The organism is Geodermatophilus arenarius (assembly GCF_042654585.1).
In the GTDB taxonomy this organism is placed as follows: Bacteria; Actinomycetota; Actinomycetes; order Mycobacteriales; family Geodermatophilaceae; genus Geodermatophilus; species Geodermatophilus arenarius.
In genome coordinates this window covers 84211-104290 of sequence record NZ_JBHSGR010000015.1, presented here as the reverse complement: position 1 = coordinate 104290, position 20080 = coordinate 84211, and the positions used below count along the sequence as shown (strand labels likewise).

19 protein-coding genes are annotated in these 20080 nt (G+C 77.7%); 6 read left to right on the top strand and 13 right to left on the bottom strand.

Annotated elements, in window-relative coordinates; genetic code table 11:
• Positions 1-26: 26 nt before the first annotated feature.
• Positions 27-407 (bottom strand): VOC family protein, encoded by a 381-nt coding sequence (locus tag ACFO3M_RS14600; RefSeq protein WP_387990005.1) that lies wholly within the window; start codon positions 405-407, stop codon positions 27-29.
• A gap of 165 nt (positions 408-572) precedes the next feature.
• On the opposite strand from ACFO3M_RS14600, the gene ACFO3M_RS14595 reads away from it, so the two are divergent.
• On the top strand, positions 573-779 hold the full coding sequence (locus tag ACFO3M_RS14595; RefSeq protein ID WP_387990002.1) for a hypothetical protein: 207 nt from the start codon (positions 573-575) through the stop codon (positions 777-779).
• Between the two features lie 9 nt (positions 780-788).
• On the opposite strand, the gene pcaC is transcribed toward ACFO3M_RS14595, so the two are convergent.
• The 6 genes from pcaC to ACFO3M_RS14565 form a co-directional block, all read right to left on the bottom strand.
• Positions 789-1205: a 4-carboxymuconolactone decarboxylase gene (gene pcaC / locus ACFO3M_RS14590; RefSeq protein WP_387989999.1), complete on the bottom strand. Its 417-nt coding sequence runs from the start codon at positions 1203-1205 to the stop codon at positions 789-791.
• Positions 1202-1981 (bottom strand): 3-oxoadipate enol-lactonase, encoded by a 780-nt coding sequence (pcaD, locus tag ACFO3M_RS14585; RefSeq protein WP_387989996.1) that lies wholly within the window; start codon positions 1979-1981, stop codon positions 1202-1204. The genes pcaC and pcaD overlap by 4 nt, the downstream gene beginning before the upstream one ends.
• On the bottom strand, positions 1978-3321 hold the full coding sequence (gene pcaB, locus ACFO3M_RS14580; RefSeq protein WP_387989993.1) for a 3-carboxy-cis,cis-muconate cycloisomerase: 1344 nt from the start codon (positions 3319-3321) through the stop codon (positions 1978-1980). The genes pcaD and pcaB overlap by 4 nt, the downstream gene beginning before the upstream one ends.
• Before the next feature lie 51 nt (positions 3322-3372).
• Positions 3373-4023 carry a protocatechuate 3,4-dioxygenase subunit alpha gene (gene pcaG, locus ACFO3M_RS14575; protein WP_387989990.1) on the bottom strand — a complete coding sequence of 217 codons (651 nt, stop codon included), beginning with the start codon at positions 4021-4023 and terminating at the stop codon, positions 3373-3375.
• Entirely contained in the window at positions 4020-4766 is a 747-nt protein-coding gene (pcaH, locus tag ACFO3M_RS14570) for a protocatechuate 3,4-dioxygenase subunit beta (RefSeq protein ID WP_387989987.1), read from the bottom strand. Before pcaH ends, pcaG begins: the two co-directional genes overlap by 4 nt.
• 71 nt (positions 4767-4837) lie before the next feature.
• On the bottom strand, positions 4838-6529 hold the full coding sequence (locus ACFO3M_RS14565) for an NAD(P)/FAD-dependent oxidoreductase (RefSeq protein WP_387989984.1): 1692 nt from the start codon (positions 6527-6529) through the stop codon (positions 4838-4840).
• 203 nt (positions 6530-6732) lie between these two features.
• On the opposite strand from ACFO3M_RS14565, the gene ACFO3M_RS14560 reads away from it, so the two are divergent.
• Positions 6733-9315, top strand: coding sequence for an ATP-binding protein (locus tag ACFO3M_RS14560; RefSeq protein WP_387989981.1), 2583 nt, complete (start codon positions 6733-6735; stop codon positions 9313-9315).
• On the opposite strand, the gene ACFO3M_RS14555 is transcribed toward ACFO3M_RS14560, so the two are convergent.
• On the bottom strand, positions 9316-10149 hold the full coding sequence (locus ACFO3M_RS14555; protein ID WP_387989978.1) for an acetoacetate decarboxylase family protein: 834 nt from the start codon (positions 10147-10149) through the stop codon (positions 9316-9318).
• 80 nt (positions 10150-10229) lie between these two features.
• Between ACFO3M_RS14555 and ACFO3M_RS14550 the strand changes: the two genes are divergently transcribed.
• Positions 10230-11006 (top strand): IclR family transcriptional regulator, encoded by a 777-nt coding sequence (locus tag ACFO3M_RS14550; RefSeq protein WP_387989976.1) that lies wholly within the window; start codon positions 10230-10232, stop codon positions 11004-11006.
• A 66-nt stretch (positions 11007-11072) separates the two neighbouring features.
• On the top strand, positions 11073-12239 hold the full coding sequence (locus ACFO3M_RS14545; protein WP_387989973.1) for a 4-hydroxybenzoate 3-monooxygenase: 1167 nt from the start codon (positions 11073-11075) through the stop codon (positions 12237-12239).
• On the opposite strand, the gene ACFO3M_RS14540 is transcribed toward ACFO3M_RS14545, so the two are convergent.
• Genes ACFO3M_RS14540 through ACFO3M_RS14525 form a run of 4 tightly spaced genes read right to left on the bottom strand, consistent with a single transcriptional unit; the run spans position 12236 to position 15967 of the window.
• Complete coding sequence (locus ACFO3M_RS14540) at positions 12236-13114, bottom strand: hypothetical protein (protein ID WP_387989970.1); 879 nt, start codon at positions 13112-13114, stop codon at positions 12236-12238. The genes ACFO3M_RS14545 and ACFO3M_RS14540 overlap by 4 nt on opposite strands.
• A 9-nt stretch (positions 13115-13123) precedes the next feature.
• A complete protein-coding gene (locus tag ACFO3M_RS14535; RefSeq protein WP_387989968.1) occupies positions 13124-14605 on the bottom strand; it encodes a mannitol dehydrogenase family protein in 1482 nt (493 codons plus the stop codon).
• Positions 14606-14639: 34 nt separating this feature from the next.
• Positions 14640-15557: a ribonuclease Z gene (locus ACFO3M_RS14530; RefSeq protein ID WP_387989966.1), complete on the bottom strand. Its 918-nt coding sequence runs from the start codon at positions 15555-15557 to the stop codon at positions 14640-14642.
• Positions 15558-15583: 26 nt separating this feature from the next.
• The gene (locus ACFO3M_RS14525) at positions 15584-15967 is read right to left on the bottom strand and encodes a TFIIB-type zinc ribbon-containing protein (RefSeq protein WP_387989963.1); all 384 of its coding nucleotides are present in this window, start codon (positions 15965-15967) and stop codon (positions 15584-15586) included.
• A gap of 63 nt (positions 15968-16030) precedes the next feature.
• On the opposite strand from ACFO3M_RS14525, the gene ACFO3M_RS14520 reads away from it, so the two are divergent.
• A complete protein-coding gene (locus tag ACFO3M_RS14520; RefSeq protein WP_387989960.1) occupies positions 16031-17101 on the top strand; it encodes a DUF3616 domain-containing protein in 1071 nt (356 codons plus the stop codon).
• Between the two features lies 1 nt (position 17102).
• On the opposite strand, the gene ACFO3M_RS14515 is transcribed toward ACFO3M_RS14520, so the two are convergent.
• On the bottom strand, positions 17103-18275 hold the full coding sequence (locus ACFO3M_RS14515; protein ID WP_387989957.1) for an MFS transporter: 1173 nt from the start codon (positions 18273-18275) through the stop codon (positions 17103-17105).
• A 138-nt stretch (positions 18276-18413) separates the two neighbouring features.
• Between ACFO3M_RS14515 and ACFO3M_RS14510 the strand changes: the two genes are divergently transcribed.
• Complete coding sequence (locus ACFO3M_RS14510; RefSeq protein WP_387989954.1) at positions 18414-20069, top strand: carboxylesterase/lipase family protein; 1656 nt, start codon at positions 18414-18416, stop codon at positions 20067-20069.
• Positions 20070-20080: the final 11 nt, after the last annotated feature.

The window sequence follows — 20080 nt, the reverse complement described above, 5'->3', positions numbered from 1 at the left end:
GGGGGCCCTGGCGCGCCCTCCCGCCGTCAGGTCTCGGACCAGACGCCGAGCTGGTTGCCGCTCGGGTCGGTGAAGGAGAACCGGCGCCCGCCGGGGAACGCGTACGGGCCGTCGACGACGCGGCCGCCGGCGCTCGTGACGACGTCCACGGAGGCGTCCAGGTCGGCGGAGTACAGCAGCACGAGCGGGCCGCCGGCGCGCACCTCGTCGTCCAGGCGCAGGCCGCCGACCTCCTCCGCCGGGTCGTCGGGGTCCTGGATGCCGGCGTAGCCGGGGCCGTAGTCGGTGAACCGCCAGCCGAAGGCGTCGGCGTAGAAGCGCCGGGTCCGGTCGAGGTCGGTCACGGCGAGTTCGACGTAGTCGATGGCGTGGTGCCGGTGCCGGTGCCGGGGCGAGGAGTCGGCCATGCCCGGCAGCCTGCACCCGCGCAGTGACGGGGCACGGCACCACCGGGAGGCGGGCGGCGACCGGAGCGCTCCTCCCCGTGACGACGCACCGCGCCCCTCGAACGCCTCCGCGGCACGCCCCCGGACGGCCCGGCACCGTCCCGTCCCCCACCTACCGTCCTGCTCATGAGGGCCGGAGGAGTGCAGGCGGGAGGGGCGTACCTGGACGGGATCCGGAGCCGGCTGCTGCTCGCGGTCCTCGTCGGCCTGGGCGCGGCGCTCCTCCACCACTGGCTGGACGACGAGGTCACCGCGACGGTCCTCGTCGGGCTCGTCACCGTCGCCGCGATCGCCCTGACGCCCAGCCCCCCGGAGCCCGCCGGAGGGGACTGAGGGCCCGGGTCAGCCGGCGCGCATCTCCTCCAGGATCGGGCCGGCGACCTTGAAGGCGTGGTTGGCGGCCGGGACGCCGGCGTAGACGGCGGCGTGCTGGACGACCTCGGCGATCTCGTCCTCGGTCAGGCCGTTGTGCACCGCGGCGCGCACGTGCAGCGCGAACTCGTCCCAGTGCCGCAGCGCGATGCAGATCGACAGCGTGGCGATGCTGCGCTCGCGCCGCTCGAGGCCCGGCCGCTGCCAGACGTCGCCCCACGCCACCCGGGTGATGAAGTCCTGGAACCCGGCGGTGAACGGCGTCGTGTTCGCCACCGCCCGGTCCACCCAGGCGTCGCCGAGCACCTCGCGCCGGGTGCGCATCCCCGCCTCGCGGCGGGCCTCGTCGGTGGTGAGGTCGTCCGGGTCGAGCGGCGCGTCGCTCACGCGTGACCCCCGGCGGCGTCGAGGTGGCCGAGCAGCGCGCCGGTGACCTCCAGCGGCTGCTCCAGGTTGGGCAGGTGCGCGCCCGGGCTGACCGACAGCAGCGAGGCGCCGGCGATCCCGTCGGCGATCAGCTGCTGGTGCGGCGGCGGCAGCGCCGGGTCCTCCGCGCCGGACACCACCAGCGTGGGCGCGGTGATCCGCGCGAGGTCCTCGCGGGCGTCGAAGTGCCCGACCGCCTCGCAGCAGCCGGCGTACCCCTCGTCGTCGGCGCCGGCGATCATCGCCTCCAGCCGCGCCACCAGGTCCGGGTGCTGCGCGGCGTAGGCCGGGGTCAGCCAGCGGCTCACGATCGCCGGCGCGAGCGGCGCGGTCCCGCCGGAGCGGGCCTGCACCGCCCGGTCGAGGAAGCCCTGCGGCTCCGGCCTCGCCGAGGTGCACAGCAGCGCCAGCCGGCCCACCCGCTCGGGCTCGCGCGCGGCCAGCCGCATCGCCGTCATCCCGCCCAGGGACAGCCCCGCCACGTGCGCGCGCCGCACCCGGAGCCGGTCCAGCAGCGCGAGGACGTCGTCGACCAGGTCGTCGACGGTGTACGGCCCGGCCGGCGCGGGCGACTCCCCGTGCCCCCGGGTGTCGTAGGTGACCACGCGGTAGCGCTCGGCCAGGGCCGGCACCTGCGGGTCCCACATCCCCCGGGTGGCGCCCAGCGAGTTGGACAGGACGACGACCGGCGCGTCGGCCGGCCCGTCCTCGGTGTAGCTGACCTCGACCGCGGTCACGGTGCCCCTTCCACCAGCTGCTCGTGCTCGGCCAGCGCGGCGTCCACCTGCGCGCCGGCCTCCCCCACGTCCGGCGCGGCCGCGGCCAGCACCGCGGCGACGTCGACGTCGGTCCGCGTGGCCACCACCTCGGCCAGCGTCCGGCCCGTCTCGCGCGCGTGCCGCGCGGCCTCCGCGGCCACGTCGTGCGCCGCCCCCCGCCCCAGCGATGGCGTCAGCGCCTCGGCCAGCGCGCCGGCCAGCGACCCCTCGCCGGCCGCGGACACCGCCTCGGCCATCCGGCCGACGTCGGGCCGCAGCCCGCGCAGGCTCTCCGCCAGCCAGGACGCGGCCGACCCGACGGTGACGAGCAGGTCGGTCAGCGTCGGCCACTCGCTGTGCCACGCGCCGGCAGCCCGCTCGTGCTCCTGCTCCATCGCGCCCAGCAGCGTCGCCACCAGGCCCGGGGCCCGCCGCGCGCACGCCCGCGCCGAGATCGCCGCCACCGGGTTGCGCTTGTGCGGCATCGCCGACGACCCGCCCCGCGCCTGACCGGCAGGACCCTCGCCGATCTCCGCGACCTCGGCCACCTCCGACTGGGCCAGCAGCACCACGTCGACGGCGACCGTCGCCACCACGCCCGCGGCCGCGCCCAGCGCCCCGGCGAGGTCGGCCACCGGCAGCCGCGTGGTGAACCACGGCACGGCGGGCGCGACGAGCCCCAGCTCCTCCGCCAGCGCCGCCCGCACCGCCGTCCCGGCGCCCCGCGACGCGGCCAGCGTCCCGACCGCGCCGCCGTACTGCACCGGCAGCGAGGCGACCACCTCGGCCAGCCGCAGCCGCGCGCCGTCCAGCCCGGCGAGCCACGTGGCGGCCTTGAGCCCGAACGTCGTCGGCACCGCCTGCTGCATCAGCGTCCGGCCGACGACCACGTCGTCGCGGTGCGCCCGCGCCAGCGCCGCGCAGGACTCCGCCGCCGCGGCCAGGTCGGCGTCCAGCGCCGCCACCGCCCGCCGGGCGAGCAGCAGCAGCGCGGTGTCGAGCACGTCCTGGCTGGTGGCGCCGACGTGCACGGCGACGGCGTCGCGCTCCCCCACCGCGGCCTGCAGCGCCCGCACCAGCGGCGGCACCGGGTTGCCCGCGTCGGCGGCGTGCGCGACGACGGCCGCGAGGTCCAGCCGCGAGGGGTCGGCGCAGGCGGCGGTCACGGCGTCGGCGGCCGTCGCGGGCACCAGGCCCGCCGCGGCGGCGGCGCGGGCGAGAGCGGCCTCGACCTCCAGCAGCGCGCGGAACCAGGCGTCGTCGGACACGGCCGCCGCCGCACCGCCGCGGGCGAAGGTGCCGGCGAACAGACCTGTCACGGCGTCCTTCCTACCGGCGGCCGCGGGGTCTCGCTCGGACGGCAGCGCACCTCAGAGGGCGAAGAAGACCGTCTCGCGGTCCCCCTGCAGGTGCACGTCGAAGCGGTAGCCGTCCTCGGCGGGCCGGGCGAGCAGCGTGGCCCGGCGGTCCTCCGGCAGCGCGGCCAGCACCGGGTCCGCCGCGTTGGCCTCGGCCTCGTCGGCGAAGTAGACGCGGGTGACGACGCGGTCGAGCAGGCCGCGGGCGAACACCGAGACGTCGACGTGCGGCGCCTGCAGGCCGCCCTCGCCGTCGGGCACGCGGCCGGGCTTGAGGGTGAACACCGCGAACTCGCCGGTGATCGTGGAGGAGCGCGCGTAGCCGCGGAAGCCGGGGTACGCCGAGGGCCCGCGCGGGTCCTCCGGCGAGGGGAAGCGGCCGTCGGGGTCGGCCTGCCAGGTCTCGACCAGCGCGTCGGGGACGGCGTCGCCGGCGCCGTCGACCACCCGGCCGCGGATCCAGAGGCCGCCGGGCGTGCCCTCGGCGGCGGCCCACGCGCCGTCCGGCCAGGTCAGGCCGATCGCGAGGTAGGGCCCGACGGTCGCGCTGGGGGTGGTGCCGAGCCGGAACGGCTCGGTCAGGAAGCCGGTGCCGCGCTGCCCGGAGCGGGGCTGGAAGGGGACGGCCGGGTCCGGCGGGACGTCCAGCGGGTCCACGATCACGCCACGTCCCCGTCGTCGTCGGTCTCGAACGGCGTCTGGTCCGTGCCGCGCAGCACGATGTCCCACTCGAAGGCCAGCGCCCAGTTGTCCTGCGTGCGCTCCAGGGAGTGGCGGCTGACCGCCCGGTGCCGGGCCGCCGCGGGGATCGCGTTGAAGATCGGGTCCTGGCCGAACAGCGGGTCGTCCGGGAAGTACATCTGGGTGACCAGGCGCTGGGTGAACGCCCGGCCGAACAGGCTGAAGTGGATGTGCGCCGGCCGCCAGGCGTTGTGGTGGTTGCCCCACGGGTAGGCGCCGGGCTTGATCGTCAGGAACTCGTAGCGGCCCAGGCTGTCGGTGACCACCCGGCCCAGCCCGTCGAAGTGCGGGTCCAGGGGCGCGGGCCAGTTGTCGACGACGTGCCGGTAGCGGCCCGCCGCGTTGGCCTGCCACACCTCGACGAGCGCGTGGGGCACCGGGCGGCCGTCGCTGTCCAGGACCCGCCCGTACACGAGGATCCGCTGGCCGATCGCCTCGCCGCCGTTGCGCAGCGTCAGGTCGGCGTCCGCCGGCAGCACCCGGTCCTCGCCGAGCACCGGGCCGGTGACCTCGGTGAGCCGGTGCGGCAGGTCCACGGGCGTGCGCAGCGGCGCGCGCAGCGCGGTGCTCCGGTAGTCCGGGAAGCCGACGGGCGTCCGGGTCCCGTCGGGTTCGCGCAGGTACCGCGGCAGGACGAGCCTGCCCTCCGACGTGGTCCCGGTCATGGCGGGAACGTACGTCCGGGCGGCGGCGGCGGGCGAGCGTCGGGTCCCGTCCAGCGGAAGACGCCGGTCGGTCAGCGGGCCGCGGACGACGCCGCGAGGGAGGCCAGGTGGGCGTGCACGAGCGTCACCGCGAGCGCGCCCTCCCCGACCGCCGAGGCCACCCGCTTGACCGAGCCCTGCCGCACGTCGCCGGCGGCGAAGACGCCCGGCGTGCTGGTCTCCAGCAGCGCCGGCGGCCGGTCCAGCGGCCAGGCCGGCGTGACGTCGCCGCCGGCCAGCAGCGCCGCCCCGGTGAGCAGGAAGCCCCAGCGGTCGCGGGCCAGCGTCCCGGCCAGCCAGTCCGTGCGCGGCTCGCTGCCGATCATCACGAACAGCATCCCCGGCTCCTCGGTCTCCGCGCCGGTGTCCAGGTCGCGCAGGACGACGGTCTCCAGGACGTCGCTGCCGCGCCCGCCGGCCACCTGCACGCGGTACCGGACGTCGACCCGCGGCAGCGCCTCGAGCTCGCGGATGAGGTAGTCCGACATCGTCTCGGCGAGCGAGGACCGGCGGACCAGCACGGTCACCCGCTCGGCGTAGCGCGAGAGGTACACCGCCGCCTGCCCGGCCGAGTTGCCGCCGCCGACGACGAACACGTGCCGCCCGGCCATGGCCGGCGCCTCGCTGACCGCCGCCCCGTAGAAGACGCCGCGGCCGGTGAACGCCTCGAGCTCCGGCACGCCGACCCGCCGCCAGGCCGCGCCGGTGGCGATCACCACGCTGCGCGCCCGCACCGCCGTCCCGTCGTGCAGCGTGATCCGGTGCAGCCCGTCCTCGGTGCGCAGCGACGCGGCGGTGCGCATGAAGGAGAACGTCGTGCCGAACGCCCAGGCCTGCAGGTAGGCGGAGAACGCCAGCCGGCTGCCGCTCACCCCGGTGGGGAACCCGAGGTAGTTGCGGATCAGCGAGCTGGTGCCCGCCTGCCCGCCGACCGCCTCGCACTCCAGGTGCAGCGTGTCCAGCCCCTCGGAGGCGGCGTACACGCTCGCACCCAGGCCCGCGGGCCCGGCGCCGACGATCGCGACGTCGTGGACGGCGTCGGGGTCCAGCGGGTCGAACAGGCCGAACGCCTCGGCCACCTCCAGGTCGGTCGGCGCCTCGAGCACGGTCTGCTCGGGCCGGAACCGGACGACGACGACCGGCAGCCGCGGCTGCTCCAGCTCCAGGTCGGCGAGCATCGCGCGGCCCTCGGGCGAGCCGGCCTCGTAGATGCCGAGCGGGATGCGGTTGCGGGTCATCTGGTCGCGCAGGTGCTGGGCGTGCGGGTCCCACCGGTGCCCGATGATCCGCACCGCCTCGAAGCCGCCGCCGCGCCGCGAGGACCACTCGTCGAGGATCTCGGTCACCGAGCGGTGGAACTCCTCGTCGGGGCAGCCCTGCGGGGCGTACACCCAGCGGTCGAGCTGGCCGACGGTGATCGCCTCGAAGATCGGCCGGGCGGTCTCGAACGCGCCCCACCGGACCAGGGCCACGGCGATGGCACCGGGGTGCTCCGCGTGGCAGGCGCGCAGCACCTCCAGCCCGTCGGGGTCGTCCTCCCCGAGGCCGCCGAGGAGCACGGCCACCGTCGGGTCGCCCGCGGCGGACAGCGCGGCGTCCAGCTCGCCGCGGCCGGTCGCGGAGACGACGCGGTAGTCGCTGCCGTAGCGGCGCTCGAGCTCCCGGGTGGTCGAGGTCCGCAGGCCGGCGTCCCGGGCGACGACGGCCAGGGCGGTGCCGGTCACGACGCCGCTCCGGACGGGCGGGCGGGGACCGGGACAGGGGCACCGTGCACGGGGCTCTCCGGGTGCGCGCATCCCCCGTGCGGACCGTGGGCGCGGCCAGCCAACCACTCCCCCGGGCCCGCTGTCACCGGGTTCCGGGGCGCCTCCGCCGTCCCTAGACTCCGCGACGTCGGCGACGTCGGCGACCTCGGCAGGAGGTGCACGTGGCCGCTCCGGCGGGGACGCCCGGGATGCCGCGGACCATCGCGACGCCCGACCAGCGGCTGCGCGTCTTCGTCTCCTCCACCCTCGAGGAGCTGGCGGCCGAGCGGCGGGCGGTCCGCGACGCCGTCGCCCGACTGCGGCTCACCCCGGTGATGTTCGAGCTCGGCGCGCGCCCGCACCCGCCGCGCGACCTCTACCGCGCCTACCTCGCGCAGAGCGACGTCTTCGTCGGCGTCTACGGCGACCGCTACGGCTGGGTGGGCCCGGACATGGCGGTGTCGGGCCTGGAGGACGAGCTCGAGCTGTCCGGGGGGATGCCGCGGCTGCTCTACGTCCGCACGCCGGCGCCCGGCCGCGACCCCCGGCTGGCCCGGCTGCTGGAGCGGGTGCAGGCCGAGGGCGGCGTCTCGACCACGCCCTACCGCGACCCGGCCGAGCTCGGCGAGCTGGTCGCCGACGACCTCGCCGTGCTGCTGAGCGAGCGCTTCACCCGGTCGGTCCCGGCGCCGCCCGGGCTGGCCGCCGGGTGGCTGCCGACGCCGCCCACGCCGATGGTGGACCGCACCGCCGAGCTGGCCACCGTCACCGGGCTGCTGGGCGACCCGGCGGTGCGGCTGGTGGTGCTCACCGGGCCCGGCGGCATCGGGAAGACCCGGCTGGCGCTGGCCGCGGCCGCGGCGGTGGAGCCCGGCCGGGACGGCGTGTGGTTCGTCGACCTCTCCGGCGTCCGCGACCGCGCCGACGTGCCCGCGGCCGTGGCCGAGGCGGTCGGGGTGTCCGCCGAGGGCAGCCGCCCCCTGCTCGACCAGGTGGCCGACCGGCTGGCCGGCCGCCGGGCGCTGCTCGTCGTCGACAACCTCGAGCAGGTGGCCGGCGCCGCCCCGGACCTCGCGGCGCTGCTGGCCCGCTGCCCGCTCACCCAGCTGCTGGTCACCAGCCGCGCCGTGCTGCGGCTGCGCGGCGAGCACGACGTGCCGATCGAGCCGCTGCGGACGCCGGCCGCCGACGACGACCCCGGCTCCGCCCCCGCGGTCGAGCTGTTCGTGGCCCGCGCCCGCCAGGCCGACCCCTCCTTCGCGCTCACCGCCGCCACCGCCGGCCCGGTCGCCGAGCTGGTGCGCCGGCTCGACGGGCTGCCGCTGGCGGTCGAGCTGGCCGCGGCCCGGGTGCGCACGCTGCCGCCGCGGCTGCTGCTGGCCCGCCTGGACCGCGCGCTCGACCTCGGCGACCCCGACGTCGACGTCCCCGACCGCCAGCGCACCCTGCGGTCCACCATCGCCTGGAGCCACGACCTGCTCGACGAGCGCGGCCGGGCGCTGCTGGCGCGGCTGTCGGTGTGCGCGGACGGCTGCACCCTCGACACCGCCGAGGTGGTGGGCGCCGGCCGGGGCGAGGACGGAGCCGGCGACCTCGACGTCCTGGAGACGCTGTCGGACCTGGTCGGGCACAGCCTGGTCACCCCCACCGACACCGGCGACGGCGAGCCGCGGTTCCGCATGCTCGAGCTGGTCCGCGCGTTCGCCGCCGAGCGGCTGCGCGAGCGCGGCGAGGAGGAGGCGACCCGGGTCCGCTGGGCGCAGCACCTGGCCCGGCTGGGCGCCGAGGCCGGCGCGGGGCTGGGCGGCCCGGCCGCGCGGCTGTGGCGGGACCGGCTGGACGCCGAGACCGCCGACCTGCGCGCCGCGCTGCGCTGGGCGGTGGCCACCGACCGCCTCGCCCTCGTCGTCCGGCTCACCGCGCCGACGGTCCGCTGGTGGTGGGCGCGCGGGCTGCTGCCGGCGATGGCGGGGCTGGCCGAGCAGACGGCGGCGCTGCCGTCGGCGGCCGCGCTGCCGCCGGACCTGGCCGCCCGCTCGGCGGGGGCGCGGGCCGCGCTGCGGTTCGCCCTCGACGACGCGGCGAGCGCGGCCGGCCTGCTCGACGGCGTGGTCGACGACGCCCGCCGCCGCGACGACGCGTGGCTGCTCGGCCACGCCCTCGGCGCGCGGGCGATGAGCCTGTCCCCGGCCGACCCGCGCGTCGTCCCGCTGCTGGACGAGGCGCTGGACCAGCTGCGGCGCAGCGGCGACGGCTGGTCGGTCGCGTTCAGCGGGATGCTGCGCGTGGGGGTCGCGCTGGCCGGCGGGGACGTGACCGCCGCCGAGCGGGTCGCGGGAGAGGCGCGGGAGCTGGCCGCGGCGGCCGCCGACGACCAGCTCGCCGCGCTGCTCGGCGACGCCCTGGCGCTGGCCGCGCTGCTGGCCGGCGACCTGCCCCGCGCGCGGGCCCGGCTGGACGAGGCCGTGGCGCTGCACCGGCGCACCCGCGACCTGGAGGGCGCGGCGACCTGCCTGGAGGTGCTCGCCGCGCTCGCCCTCGCCGAGGGCCGGCACGCCGCGGCGGCCCGGCTCGTGGGCGCCGCCGACGCCGCCCGCACCACCCTCGGGGTGGCCCGCTGGTCGCCGCACCAGGCGCTGGCCGACCGGCTGCGGGAGGCGCTGCGCGCCGCGCTCGGGGACGACGGCGAGGCGCGCGGGCGGGCCGCCGGCGCGGCGCTGGGCCCCTGGGCCGCGCTGGACGAGGAGCTGGGCGGGCCCTCCTGATCAGCCGACCGCGACCGGCGGGTACTGCGGCAGCGGCGCGGTCCCCGGGTGGGCCACGGTGAACCGGCCGAACTCCTCGTCCCGGCCGGGGTGCACGGGGGCGGGGGCGTCCGCCGTCCCGAGCGGCCGGCCCGCCGGCAGCGTGCTGCGGTACCCGACGGCGCGGAAGGCGGCCAGCGGCGCGAGGGACAGGCCGAGCGCGCGCAGCGCGTCGGCCACCGGGTGCTCGCCCAGCGCGAGCTCGGCACCCCCGGGCCGCGCCTGCCAGCGGGCGAGCACCGGGATCCGCGTCTCCAGCAGCCGCCCGCCGCGGACCGACCACAGCGTCCGCGCCGGGCTGCCGCGCAGCGCCGGGCCGCGGGCGCGCACGGTGTGCACCAGCACGCCGGCGCCGGCCTCCGACAGCCGGACCCGCTGCCGGCCGGGCTCGTCGACGAAGTCCATGTCGCCCAGCCACTTGGGCAGCCCCCACTCGGCGCGGCCGAGGTCCCGGGCCTCGCGGGAGGTCACCGGCAGCTGCAGCACGAAGCCGCCGACCGCCGGGCGGGCGCCGCGCACCGGCCGGCCCGCGACGACGCCCGCGGTCACGCCCACCTCGCCGTAGGGCGCCAGCACGCGCGTGCCGCCGTCGGCGTCGGTCCAGGTGACCGTGCGGTAGCGGAAGGCGTGCACCGCGACGAGCGTGCGGCCGCCGGGCAGGGCGAGCGGCCGGAGCAGCGGCCGGCCGCCGTCGCGGGGCAGCAGCGCGGCGACCGCGCCGGCCGAGGCGAGGTGGTAGGAGCTGGCCACCGCCGCGTCGTGGTAGGCCAGCGGCAGCCGGACGGGATCGGTCACGCACCCCAGCCCACCGGGCCGGGACGCGCACCGGCAGGGTCCGAGGTCCTCCGGCTTCCGCTGGGTGGGAGACTGGTGGGGTGGCGGGCGGTGCGGGCGAGCGGGGGCGGTCGGTGACCTCCCGCGCGCTGGCCGTGCTCGACGCCTTCGACGCGAGCGCGCCGCGGCTGACCCTCACCGAGATCGCCGAGCGGTCGGGCACGCCGCTGACCACCGCGCACCGGCTGCTCGCCGAGCTCACCGGCTGGGGCGCGCTGGCCCGCCGCGCCGACGGCCGCTACGAGATCGGCCGCAAGCTGTGGGACCTCGGCCTGCTCGCCCCCGTGTCGCTCGAGCTGCGCCAGGTGGCCGCGCCGTACCTGCTGGACGTGCACACGGCCACGCGGGACACCGTCCACCTCGCCGTCCGCGACGGCCTGTCGGCGCTGTACGTCGAGCGCATCTCCGGCCGCGAGTCGGTGCCGGTGGTCAGCCAGGTGGGCAGCCGGCTGCCGCTGCACGCCACCGGCGTGGGCAAGGTGCTGCTCGCCGCCGCCCCCGACGACGTCGTCGCCGAGGCCCTGGCCGCGCCGGCCCGGGCCACCCGGCACACCGTCGTCGAGCCGGCCCGGCTGCGCCGGGAGCTCGCCGAGGTGCGCCGGCGCGGCTTCGCGCGCACCGCCGAGGAGATGTCGCTGGGCACGCTGTCGGTGGCCGTGCCGGTGCCGGTGGAGCGCGGCGGCAGCACCGCCGTGGCCGCGGCCCTGGGGATCGTCGTCCCCAGCCACCGGCGCGACCTCTCCCGGCTGGTGCCGGTGCTGGAGGTGGCCGCGCGGGGCATCGGCCGTGCGCTGGCCCGGGCCGCGCACCTGGGCTGACCGGCACTTCCGCTGGGCGGCAGACCCAGGTGTCCCCCCGCGGACGGCCCGGGTCACACTCGCCGCATGCGCACCCAGGTGGGGATCATCGGCGCCGGCCCGGCCGGCCTGCTGCTGTCGCGGCTGCTCGCGCTGCAGGGCATCGACTCCGTGGTGCTGGAGAACCGCTCGCGCGAGTACGTCGAGGCCCGCATCCGCGCCGGCATCCTCGAGCAGAACACCGTCGACGTCCTCACCGAGGCCGGGATGGGCGACCGGCTGCACCGCGAGGGCCTCGAGCACCGCGGCATCCACCTGCAGTACCCGGGCACGCGGCACACGCTGGACTTCCCCGAGCTGTGCGGCCGGCGGGTGTGGGTCTACGGCCAGACCGAGGTGGTCAAGGACCTGGTCGCCGCCCAGCTCGCCGGCGGCCCGCCGCTGCACTTCGAGGTCTCCGACGTCGCGGTCGAGGACGTCGACACCGACAGCCCGCGCATCCGGTTCACCGACGCCGACGGGACGGCGCAGGTGCTCGAGTGCGACGTCGTCGCCGGCACCGACGGCTTCCACGGCCCGTCGCGGGCCGTCGTCGCCGAGGGCACCCGGCAGCGGCTGTGGGAGCGCACCTACCCGTACGCGTGGCTGGGCATCCTGGCCGACGCCGCCCCGGCCACCGACGAGCTGATCTACGCCTGGCACCCCGAGGGGTTCGCGCTGTACTCGATGCGCTCGCCGTCGGTGTCGCGGCTGTACCTGCAGGTCGACCCGTCGGAGCGGATCGAGGACTGGTCCGACGACCGCATCTGGGAGGGCCTGGCCACCCGCTTCGCGCACGAGGGCTGGGAGATCAACACCGGCCCGGTGCTGGAGAAGTCGATCCTGCCGATGCGCAGCTTCGTCAGCGCGCCGATGCGCCGCGGCCGGCTGTTCCTCGCCGGCGACGCCGCGCACATCGTGCCGCCCACCGGCGCCAAGGGCCTCAACCTCGCCGTCGCCGACGTCGTCCTGCTCTCCCGCGCGCTGGTCCGGCTGCTGCAGGAGAAGGAGACCGACCTCGCCGACGCCTACTCCGACACCGCGCTGCGGCGGGTCTGGCGGGCCACCCACTTCTCCTGGTGGATGACCTCGATGCTGCACACCACCGGCGACCCCTTCGACGCCGAGCTGCAGCTGTCGCAGCTGCGCCGGGTGTGCTCGTCGGAGGCCGCCGCCCGCGAGCTGGCCGAGAACTACACCGGCCTGCCGTACTAGCCGAGCAGCTCGCGCACCCGGCCGGCGGTGCCCGGCGCCAGCGGCAGGTGCGGCAGCACGCCGGTCACCTCCTCGGGCTCCAGTCCCTGCTCGGCCAGGACGGCCACCAGCCGGGCGGCGCCGTCCGGGGGCACCGGGGAGGGCAGGCCGGCGTCCCGGACGGCGGCCAGCGCGAGGAACAGCGCACCGGACAGCCCCTCGTCCGGCTCGGGCTCCGCGTGCGCCGGCGCCGCCGCGGCGCGGGTGGCGGCCTCGGCGGCGCGGACCAGCGACAGCGGCAGCCCCTCCGACTCCACCTCCAGCAGCGGCGTGCGGCCCAGCGCGGCCAGCACGAGGTGCTCGGCCTCGGTGCGCAGCGGCCCCTCCCACTCCATCGCGTGCACGACCTCGCCGAGGTCGGCGCCGTCCTCGCCGAGCTCGTCGAGCAGCTCGGCCCACCGCGCCGGCCGGGTGCGGCGGGCGCGGTCGGCGGCGAGCACGCAGGTCTCGCGCACGAAGGGCTCGAGGACCTCGCGGTCGAACCGGTCGGCGAACACGGTGCCGTCGGCGTCGACGGCGTTGAGCGCGTCCTGGAAGCTGCCCGGGCGGGCGTCGCCGAGCTCGATCCGGCCGTCCTCCTCGCCGGACAGCGGCTGCCCGGTGGCGGCGCGGTCGCCGATGGTGGTGCCGGTGGCCACCAGCCGGCCGCGCAGCCGCAGGTGGTGCGGCCGGTCGGACAGGCCCACCGCCCAGGCGCAGGCCTCGGCGATCAGCGCCGCGCGGCGCTCCCGGAGCACCTCGCGGCCGAGCAGCCCGACCCAGTCGACGTCGAAGGAGGAGCCGTCGAAGGAGGAGCCGTCGAAGGAGGAGCCGTCGGAGGTCACGCTGTCGAACACCCCTCCTTGCTACCCCTCTCGGAGCGGTCCGCGGAGCAGCGCCTCCACGGTGGCCGCCGCCCCGCGGGTGCGCAGCGAGTCCAGCGCGGCCCGGTAGGCGGCCGCGAAGCGGGGGCGGTCGCCGAGGTCGCCGAACAGCTCGCGGTCGGCCAGCGGCGCGAGCGGGTCCTCCCGGGACCGGCGCGCCGCGGCGACCAGGCGGTCGCGGCGGGCGTCGACGAGGCCGGCGGCGTCCCCGCGCCGCTCGAGCCCGTGCACCCACGCCGCGACCACCGCCGCCGAGCGCCGCACCTCGCCGCCGCGGTCCAGGTTGGCCCGCAGCACCGGGAACAGGAACTGCGGCAGCCGGTCGGAGGCGTGCTCGACGATCCGGGCGAGGGTGTCGCGCACGTGCGGGTTGCCGAAGCGGGTGACCAGCTCGGCCCGGTAGCGGCGCAGGTCGGTGCCCGGGACCGGCGGCAGCGTCGGCGTCCCCTCCTCCTCCAGGTAGCCGACCAGCAGCTCGCGCAGCAGCGGGTCGCGCGTCGCCTCGTGCACGTGCTCGTGGCCGAGCAGCGGGCCGAGGTGGCCGAGCACCTGGTGGCCGGCGTTGAGCAGCCGCAGCTTCATCAGCTCGTACGGCACGACGTCACCGACCACCTGCACCCCGACGTCCTCCAGCGGCGGCCGCCCGGCCGGGAAGGCGTCCTCGAGCACCCACTGCGTCCACGGCTCGCACACGACCGGCCAGCGGTCCTCGACGCCGAAGGTGGCGGCGAGCCGGGCGCGGTCGTCGTCGGTGGTGACCGGGGTGATCCGGTCGACCATCGACGACGGGAACGGCACCTCCCGGGTCACCCACTCGCCGAGGGCGTCGTCGCGCAGCCCGGCGAAGGCGGCGAAGCTGCGGCGGGCCAGGGCGCCGTTGGCGGGCACGTTGTCGCAGGAGGCGACGGCGAACGGCGGGAGCCCGCGGGCGCGGCGGCGCACCAGCGCCTCGGTGACCAGGCCGAAGACCGTCGCCGGCGCGGCGCCCGGCCGGAGGTCGGCGACCACGGCGGGCGCCGTCGCGTCGAACTCGCCGGTGGCCGCGGACGCGTTGTAGCCGCCCTCGGTCACGGTCAGCGTGACGATCCGGGTGCCCGGCGCCGCCATCGCCTCGACCACCGCCCCGGGGTCGTCCGGCGCGAGCCGGTAGCCCACGAGCGAGCCGACCACCCGGGCGGTGAGGTGGCCGTCGGGGTGCTTCTCGACCAGCGTGTACAGGCGGTCCTGCGCGGCCATGACCTCGGCCATCCGCCGGTCCGCCGGCAGCACGCCGACGCCGCAGATCCCCCAGTCCTGCCCCGCGCCGGCCTCGAGCAGCCGGTCGAGGTACAGCGCCTGGTGCGCGCGGTGGAAGCTGCCGACGCCGAGGTGGACCACCCCCGCCCGCACCGCGGCGCGGTCGTAGCGCGGCGTCCACACCGACGCGGGCAGCTCGGCCAGCGTCGCGGCGCTCAGCCGGGTCATCGGCGCTCCTCGGGGTCCGGGACGGGACCTCCTCCTACCCCGCCCGGGCGGGCACCGGCACGCGCTGGAGGTCGGTGGCGACGACGAGGTCGCCGTCGAACTCCTCCCGTGCCTCGTCCGTGAAGGCGCGCGGGTCGGCGTAGCGCTGGGAGAAGTGGGTGAGCACCAGCGTGCGCACCCCGGCCTGCGCGGCGACCCGGGCGGCCCGGCGGGCGGTGAGGTGCCCGTACCGCTCGGCCAGGGCCTCGTCGGCGGCGAGGAACGTCGCCTCGATGACCAGCAGGTCCGCGCGGTCGGCGAGCGCGGGGACGGCGTCGCACATGCGGGTGTCCATGACGAAGGCGAACCGCTGCCCGGGCCGCGGCGCGCTGACCTCGGCGAGCCGCACCGTCCGCTCCCCCACCCGCAGGACGCCCTCGCGCTGCAGCCGGCCGACGTCGGGACCGGCCACGCCCGCCCCGGCCAGGCGGTCCGGCAGCATGCGGACGCCGTCGGGCTCGGTCAGCCGGTAGCCGAAGGACTCGACCGGGTGGCTGAGCCGGCACGCCTCGAGGACGCCGGCGGGGTCGTCGGCCAGCCGACCGTCCCCGGACACCGGCTCCTCGCGGACCTCGGCGAGGTCGGCGAACGGGGTGGCGTGCCGCAGCCGGTCGAAGAAGACCTGCCCCGACGCCGGGTAGTGCGCGACCACCGGGTGCGCGACGCCGTCCAGCGACATCCGCTGGACGACGCCGGGCAGGCCCAGGCAGTGGTCGCCGTGGAAGTGGCTGAGCAGGATCCGGTGGACGGCGCTGCTCGGCACCCCGGCGAGCAGCATCTGCCGCTGGGTGCCCTCACCGGGGTCGAACAGGAAGCCTCGGCCGTCCCAGCGCAGCAGGTAGCCGTTGTGGTTGCGGGTGCGGGTGGGCGCCTGGCTCGCGGTGCCGAGCACGACCAGCTCCCGCGCCGCCACCCCCGCGACGCTACCGGCGCCGGCCGCTAGCCGAAGAGGTCGGACAGGAAGGACTCCTTGCGCTTCTTGCCGTGCGAGCCGTAGGAGCCGTGCGACGACGAGTGCGAGGAGCCGCGCACCGCGCCGAGCACCTCGTTCACCACGGCGCCGAGCCCCGCGCCGCCGGCGGCCGGATACTGGCCCCCGTGCTGCTGCGGTGTGCCGTGCTGCTGTGGCGGCTGCTGGGCACCGTGGCCGCCGGACTGCGCGGCGGCCGGCGCGGCGTGCCAGGAGTTCTCGGCGTCGATGAGCCGCTCGAGCTCCCCGCGGTCGAGGAAGATGCCCCGGCACTCGGTGCACTGGTCGACGTGGACGCCGTTGCGCTCGTAGGTGCGCATCGTGCCGTGGCACTTGGGACAGACGAGATCCATGCCGCACGGTACGACGCACGCGGGACCCCCGGAGACCGGGACCGCGTGCCAGGGTGCGCGCCCGTGAGGACAGAGCGCACGGTGACCCTCCGGTTCGGCACGGCCTCCCGGCGGAGCGCCACCCACACCAACCTCTCCGCCGTCCGCAGCGACGGGCCGGTCCTCTGGGTGGCCGGTGACGAGACCGCCACGATCGAGCGGCTGGTGGCCGACGACCCCGCCGACCCCACCTCCTACGGCGACCAGGCCACCTTCTCCCTCGCCGACCTCGTGCCGCTGCCCGGCGGCACCGGCCCCGGGGTCGAGGAGGAGGCGGACGTCGAGGGCCTCGCGCGCACCGGCGACGCGCTGTGGGCGGTCGGCTCGCACAGCCTGCGGCGCCGCCGCATCCGCGACGAGCACGACGGCGAGCAGGCGCTGCGCCGCCTGGCGCGGGTCACCGGCCAGCCGCGCCGGCAGGTGCTGGTGCGCATCCCGGTGGTCGACGTCGACGGGCTGCCCACCCTGGTCAAGGACGACGGCACCCGCAGCGCCGCCGTCTTCGGCACCCGCGGGAAGGACCTGCGCGACCTGCTCGCCGACGACGAGCACCTCGCGCCGTTCCTGCCGATCCCCGGCAAGGACAACGGCCTCGACGTCGAGGGCATCGCGGTCTCCGGCGAGCGCGTCTACCTCGGCCTGCGGGGCCCGGTGCTGCGCGGCTGGGCGGTGGTGCTCGAGCTGCGGCCGGAGGTCGACCGGCGCGACCCCGCCCGGCTGCGCCTGCGGAAGTTCCCCGACGGCCGCCGCTACCGCAAGCACGTGCTGCGGCTGGCGGGCCTGGGCGTGCGCGACCTGTGCCCGCAGGGCGAGGACCTGCTGGTGCTCGCCGGCCCGACCATGGACCTCGACGGCCCGGTGTACGTCTACCGCTGGCACCAGGCCTGCGCGGCGGAGGAGCCGACCGTCGTCCGCGGCGACCGGCTCACCCGCGAGCTGGCGCTGCCCTTCGGCGACGGCGACGACCACGCCGAGGGCATCGGCCTGCTCGGCCCGGCCGGGGACGGCCGGCTGCTGGTCGTCTACGACAGCCCCGCGCCGGCGCGGCTCACCGCCGACGGCGGCGTGCTGGCCGACGTCGTCCGGCTGCCCTGAGTCAGCCGACCCGGACCGGCCGGGCGGCGACGACCCCGGCCGCCGCCAGGCCGAGGCCGACGGCGAGCAGGAGCAGCAGCGGCGCGGTCCACCCGCCGGTCGCCTCCGACAGCGCGCCGACGACGACCGGGCCGAGCGCGCCGACGCCGTAGCCGACCAGCTGGCTCATGCCCGACAGCCGGGCCGCGGCGTCGGCGTCGGCCGCGCGCAGCACCACGAGGGTGACCGCCAGTGCGATGCCCGCACCCTGCGCCAGCCCGCCGACCACCGCCCACGCGGGCCACACCCCGGGTGCGGCGAGCAGCCCGGCGACCGGCACCACCCACAGCGCGGCCACGCCGAGCGCGAGCCCCGCCTGCCCGGGGCGGCGGGCGAGCACGGCCGGCACCAGCAGGCTGCCCGCGATGCCGAGCACCTGGTAGACGGAGGCGGCCACCGAGCCGGTGGCGGCGTCGGTGCCGGCGCGGGCGGCCAGCAGCGTCGGCAGCCACGCGGTGAGCGAGAAGTACAGCGTGGAGTGCAGCGCCTGCACCGCGGTCACCGCCCACGCGACCGGCGACCGCCACAGCGGCCGCGCGCGGGCGGAGCGGGCGGCCGGGACGGGAGCGGCGGCGTCGGCGTGCCGCGCGGCCGCCGCCCAGACGACCGCCGCGACGACGGCGAGCACCCCCTCCGCGGCGAGCGCGCCCCGCCAGCCCAGCACCGCCGCCAGCGGCGCGGTGAACGCCGCGCCCGCGGCGGCGCCGGCCACCAGGGCCGCGGTGTAGAGGCCGGTCACCGTGCCCGCGCGCCGGCCGAACCCCGCCTTGACCACGGCCGGGAGCAGCACGTTGCCCACCGTCATGGCCGCGCCGGTGAGGAAGGTGCCGGCCAGCAGCACGGGGGCGCCGTCGAGGACCCGCAGCCCCTGCGCGACCGCGAGCAGCACCAGCGAGCCGAGGACGGCCGCGCCCGCGCCGACCCGGCGCCCGACGGCGGCCGAGGCCGGCGCCAGCAGCGCGAAGCACAGCACCGGCAGCGTGGTCAGCAGACCCGCGGCGGCCGCGGAGAGGCCGAGGGCGGCGCGGACGTCGTCGAGGACGGGCCCGACGGCGGCGATCGCGCCCCGCAGGTTGAGCGCCGTCAGCAGAACGGCGGCCAGCAGCAGCCGGCCGCCGGGCGAGGCGGCCGGCACGCCCCCATCCTGCGCCGCCGACCGCGGACACGCCGGTTCCGGACCCGGTGCGGATCGTGAAACACGGGCCGCTAGTGTCCCAGCGGCCCGTGGTCCAGCTCACACAGCGGTGAGCTCACGGGCGACCCAGGAGGTCCCGTGCGCATCCCCGTCCCGCGATCCCTCGGCCGGTCCGTCCTCGCCCTGGTCACCGGCGCCGTGCTCGTCACTGGCGCCGTCGTCACCGCCGGCCCGGCCGCCGCGGTGCCCGGCAACGGCAACGGCGGCGGGGCCGGCAACGCCGCCCCGACGCTCGTCCAGACCGACGAGGGCAAGCTCCGCGGCACCCGGCTCGACGGGTACCGCACCTTCGAGGGCATCCGGTACGCCGAGGCGCCGGTCGGCGAGCGCCGGTTCCGCCCGCCCGTGCCGGTGCAGCCCTTCCGCGGCGTCGCCGACGCCACCACCCCGCACGAGCCGTGCGCGCAGCTGGCCAACGGCACGACCAACGCGTTCCAGACCTTCAACGAGGACTGCCTGTTCCTCAACGTCACCACCCCGGCGGGCCTGGACGCGGCCCGCTCGGACCTGCCGGTCATGGTGTGGATCCACGGCGGCTCCTGGGTCTACGGCAACGGCGCCAACTACGACGCCTCGACGCTGGCCGTCGAGGGCGACGCCGTCGTCGTGACGATCAACTACCGCCTCGGCCCCCTGGGCTTCATGGCCCAGCGCGACCTGTCCGCCGGCAACGGCGCGGTCGGGTCCGGCAGCGCCGGGCTGCTCGACCAGCAGGAGGCGCTGCGCTGGGTGCAGCGCAACATCGACGCCTTCGGCGGCGACCCGGACAACGTGACGGTCCTCGGCGAGTCCGCCGGCGCCTCCTCCGTCTGCGCCCAGCTGGCCTCCCCCACGGCCGCCGGCCTGTTCGACAAGGCGATCGCGCAGAGCTACAGCTGCACCGCCACCTACGACACGCTGGCCGCCGAGGAGGCCACCGGCCAGACCGTCGCGACCACCGTCGGCTGCGCCACCGCCGCCGACGTCGCCGCCTGCCTGCGCGCCGCGCCCGCCGAGGCGCTGCTGCGCGCCTGGCCCGGCGGCTCGTTCGTCGTCGGCGGGTCGTCGCTGCCCGAGCAGCCGGGGACCGCGATCGCGGCCGGCCGGTGGAACCGCGTGCCGGTCGTGCACGGCAACCTGCAGGACGAGAACACGCTGTTCACCCCGCTGTCGCTGACCGAGACCCAGCGCCAGGCGCTGCTGTCGGCCGACCCGGCCGTGTACACGGCCACGCTGCAGCAGCGGTTCCCGGGCCGGGCCGAGGCGGTGGCCCAGCGCTACCCGCTGGCGGAGTACGGCTCGACGCTGCGGGTGCTGGCGGCCGTGGCCAGCGACGTCGGCAGCGCGCTGTCGACCTGCACCCACGTGGCGGCCCACGACCTGCTCCGCGGGCAGCAGCCGTCGGGGGTCTTCGCCTACTCGTTCCGCGACCAGGACGCCCCGGCCCTGCTGGACTTCCCGTACGACCCGGCGCGGTACGACGAGGGCGCCCAGCACGCGGGCGAGCTGCCGTACCTGTTCCCGGGCCTGTTCGGCGGCCCGCTGACCGCCGAGCAGCAGGCGCTGTCGACGACGATGGTCCGCTACTGGACCAACTTCGCGGCCACCGGCGACCCGAACGGCCGCGGCGTCCCGGCGTGGAACGCCTACCGCACCCCGGCCGACGTCCAGGGCCTGGACGTCGCGTCGCAGGGCGGCGTCGGACCGGTCGACGTCGCCGCGGACGCGAACTGCGCGTTCTGGGCGACCCGCTGAGCACCTGAGCA